We start from the raw sequence: 3,592 nt of genomic DNA, 5'->3' as shown, positions 1-3,592 counted from the left end.
TCTCTGATTGCCTGTATGCGGCCTTGCATATCCTTGGCAAGCGCAATCCCTTCCTTCTTCCTCATCTCTCCCAATGTCTGGATCGCTCGCATGGCAAGTTTCTGATCTATCTTTGCCAGCTTCGGATCATCACCCGGCTGGTCGCTCAGCGACATGACATCTCGAAGCCCCGCTACGAGCGCAAGATCGTTGGATCCACTGAGTTTGAAGGATTGTTTCAGCGTGCGAAGGGATTGATGGTACTGTTTCGCAAGCGCCTGGTCAAGGTAGACCGTTGCCGCCTTCCCTTTCCCCCCCTGTAGAATCACCGTCATGTCCACCCGTCCCCTGGCGCACTGCTGTTGCACAGCCTTTTTGAATGAGTCTTCGAGGTGTGTCAGTGAACGAGGAAGGCGGCACGCAACCTCGAGGAACCGGTGGTTCACGGATCGAATCTCGACGGTGACGGAACCGTCCTGCCAGGGAGCCTGCGCCCGTCCAAACCCCGTCATGCTGCGAATCATGCTTGAAGTTTTCCTTTCCATGAACACAGTGAATAGATGGGGCAACCGCTGCATTGAGGAGCCCGAGCCATGCAAACATATCTCCCGTGGAGCAACAGCTGTTGCGATACCGTTGTCCACTGTGACGGCGGGAGTAACCGTTGAAGATCAGTTTCGATCCGATCCGGATCGTGAGACTTGGTCAAGGCAAGGCGATTCGCGACACGTATGACATGGGTATCGACGATGACCGCTGGTTTCTCGAAGGCATTGCCAAGCACGACATTGGCGGTTTTTCGTCCAACGCCGGGCAATGTAACCAATTCTTCGAGGTTGTCCGGGACTCTCCCTCTGAATCGTTCCGTCAATGCGTGACTGCATGCCACGATATTCTTGGCCTTGCTCTTGAAAAATCCGGTTGAACGAATCAGTTTCTCGACCTCCGGCAATCGCGCGTTCGCCAATTCTTTCGGCGTCGGATAGCGACGAAAGAGCGTCGGCGTCACTTTGTTGACCCGCTCATCGGTACATTGAGCCGACAGGATGGTCGCGATCAGCAATTCCCACGGCGAGCGATGATCGAGCTCCATCTTTGGGGAGGGCCTTGATTGGTTAAGCACAGCGGCTATCTTCTGAACACGTTTTCGCCCGACGGCGATTGAAGTATTCATCGTGGTCATTTCGGTCCAACGGAGCAGGATTGTGCAGAGGTTATGCCCGAGAAGCAAGGGCCAGCGAATCGCTGTGGGGCGACAACGAATGCATCGAGCGGTTGTGAAGAGCAGCCAGCTGGCGTTCCAGATGATCCAACAATGGTGGTAACGTTTCGGAATGAAGGGCAGAGATGCCAATGGCCTGATATCTGCGGCACAGAGCATCGACTTCTGACTTCGTAATGCGGTCGCACTTATTGAGGACCAGAGTCCTGGGAATTCCGTCGAAGCCCAGGTCCGTCAAGACCGTTTCTACAGCCAGAATGTGCGCATCAATGTCTTTGGCCCCCGCGTCGACCACATGAATCAAGAGATCCGCCTCGCGCAATTCCTCCAGCGTCGTCCGGAACGCGCCAAGCAACTCCGAAGGGAGGTCTCTAATGAAGCCCACGGTGTCCGTCACGATCACTTCACGATCCTGTGGAAATCTGAGCCTCCGGCTCGTTGTATCCAGCGTTTCGAACACTCGATCTTCAGCCGAAACCGAACTCTTGGTCAGCACGTTCAACAGCGTGGACTTGCCTGCATTCGTGTATCCGACCAGAGAAAGAACCGGCAGGCCGTGCCTCGTTCTGCGGGCACGCCGTTGATCCTGATGGCGGGCGAAATGCTTCAATTCACGCTCTAGATGCGTAATACGGTCCCTGATACGTCGCCGGTCGGTCTCCAATTTAGTTTCTCCCGGTCCTCTTGTCCCGATCCCACCGCCCAGCCTGGAGAGTTGCGTGCCTTTTCCTGAGAGCCTGGGAAGCAAGTAATGCAGTTGAGCCAACTCCACCTGCACCTTGCCTTCTCTGCTATGAGCCCGACGGGCAAAGATATCGAGAATCAGTTGTGTACGATCGATGACTTTGATGTCGGTCATTTCCGAAATGGCCCGTGATTGGGCTGGAGAAAGCGTCTGATCGAAGATCACCATGTCGGCGCCCTTGTGGAGCGTTTGAATCAAGACGTCTTTCAACTTGCCGCTGCCCAGAAGATACCGCTGATGACCGTCCGCAGTGCGTTGGACCAACTGTTCAATCACGGTAACACCGGACGATGCTGCCAGCTCAGAAAGCTCGACCAGACGCTCTTCCTGCTCGGCTCTGCTCCGTGTCGACGCGCTCACCAAAATGGCCGATTCCCCTCCTTGGCCGACGGCGTGGGTCGCGCGCGCCTGCTGAAGGTCTGCTTCCAGTTCAGCAATGAATTGATCGAAGGCGAGGGCGCAATGGTGAAAGGGCGTCGCCTTAAGCACATTGCACAGCTGACCGGTCCTGTTAGGCGGCAACAGATGGGCCAGATAGAGTTGCCCGGGGTGACCATCCGTCGTGACCGAAAGCACGCCGATCATGTCGAGACGAAGATAGGCAAGGTCCGTCAGGGATTCCTGATTCAGAGGCTGATCCTGCAGCTGAGTTCTGATCAAGCGCAGGCCGCGCAGCGAGCGGGAACCGGCACGAAACTTTGCCAGGGTCGTCGGAGACAGGATAAGTTCCGTCCCGACGATGATTTCCTGAACCTGCCCCCTCCTCGTCAGCACCACGCAAATTGGCCGGCGATATTCGTGCGTGAGCTGGCACATCGTTCTGGCCAATTCGAGGGACAGGACCTTATCGTGCGGCACCCGCCGCCGATAGAGTCGCTCAAGTGCAGCAAGCTGGCTGGATTTGAGACCGCTTAGTTGTCCGTGAATGTCTGGAATCTGAGAACTCCTTTATCTGTGCAATAGACCCATGAATGTCATGTCGCAACCGGCACAGGTTCGAGTGTCGCCACCGCTTCCTCGTCTAATGCCATCGTTCTTCCAGCCCGCAGAGCTTCAAGGCCGGCCGCAGCGATCATCGCCGCATTGTCTGTACAATACCGCAACGGAGGAATGCTGAGCCGGATGTGATGGACCTGTGCCTGCTCTTGAATGATGGCTCTCAGCCTGGAATTTGCCGAGACCCCCCCGACCACGGCCAGCGCATTGACCCCCGTCTGTTTGAGGGCAGCGAGGGCTTTCCTCGTCAATTCGGTGACGATGGCTTCCTGGTAGCCTGCTGCCAAATCCGCCTTGCGACGGGCTATACTCTGTTCATCCATATCTTGAAGTTTGTAGAGCAAAGAGGTCTTTAAACCGCTAAAACTGAATTCGAGATTTCCGTCCTTGAATGAAGGAGTGGGGAACCGAATCGCTTTGGGGTTTCCTGTTTGAGCCAGTCGGTCGAGCGCGGGTCCGCCGGGAAAACCGAGCCCCAGCATTTGCGCCCCCTTGTCGAAAGCCTCACCCGCTGCATCGTCTCGGGTGCAGCCCAACAACCGGCAGCTTCGATCGTGATGGCGGAGATAGAGATGGGTATGGCCGCCTGACACAATGAGAATGACACAAGGTAACGGGAACGATGGATCTTGAAGCCAGGCAGAGGCAAT

Annotated in this window: 4 protein-coding genes; all 4 read right to left on the bottom strand. The window is 56.0% G+C overall.

The window, feature by feature from the left end:
- Positions 1 to 503 (bottom strand): YicC/YloC family endoribonuclease (locus tag ACWVCN_RS01275; RefSeq protein ID WP_455243693.1); only part of this gene is annotated, 503 nt, incomplete at its 3' end.
- Positions 500 to 1,162, bottom strand: a complete 663-nt coding sequence (nth, locus tag ACWVCN_RS01270) for an endonuclease III (RefSeq protein WP_455243692.1) — start codon at positions 1,160 to 1,162, stop codon at positions 500 to 502. The genes nth and ACWVCN_RS01275, both read right to left, overlap by 4 nt.
- 31 nt (positions 1,163 to 1,193) lie before the next feature.
- Positions 1,194 to 2,804, bottom strand: coding sequence for a GTPase HflX (gene hflX, locus ACWVCN_RS01265; RefSeq protein ID WP_455243691.1), 1,611 nt, complete (start codon positions 2,802 to 2,804; stop codon positions 1,194 to 1,196).
- A 116-nt stretch (positions 2,805 to 2,920) separates the two neighbouring features.
- Positions 2,921 to 3,592, bottom strand: a 672-nt coding sequence (locus ACWVCN_RS01260) for a tRNA (adenosine(37)-N6)-threonylcarbamoyltransferase complex transferase subunit TsaD (RefSeq protein ID WP_455243690.1), incomplete at its 5' end; no start/stop codon positions are given.

It is taken from the genome of Petrachloros mirabilis (assembly GCF_975968855.1).
The sequence above is the reverse complement of the archived record's forward strand: the minus strand, read 5'-3'. Positions and strand labels throughout refer to the sequence as shown.

Coding starts and splice junctions, on each gene's coding strand:
- nth (WP_455243692.1), bottom strand. CDS start 1,162: ATGACCACGATGAATACTTCAATCGCCGTCGGGCGAAAACGTGTTCAG.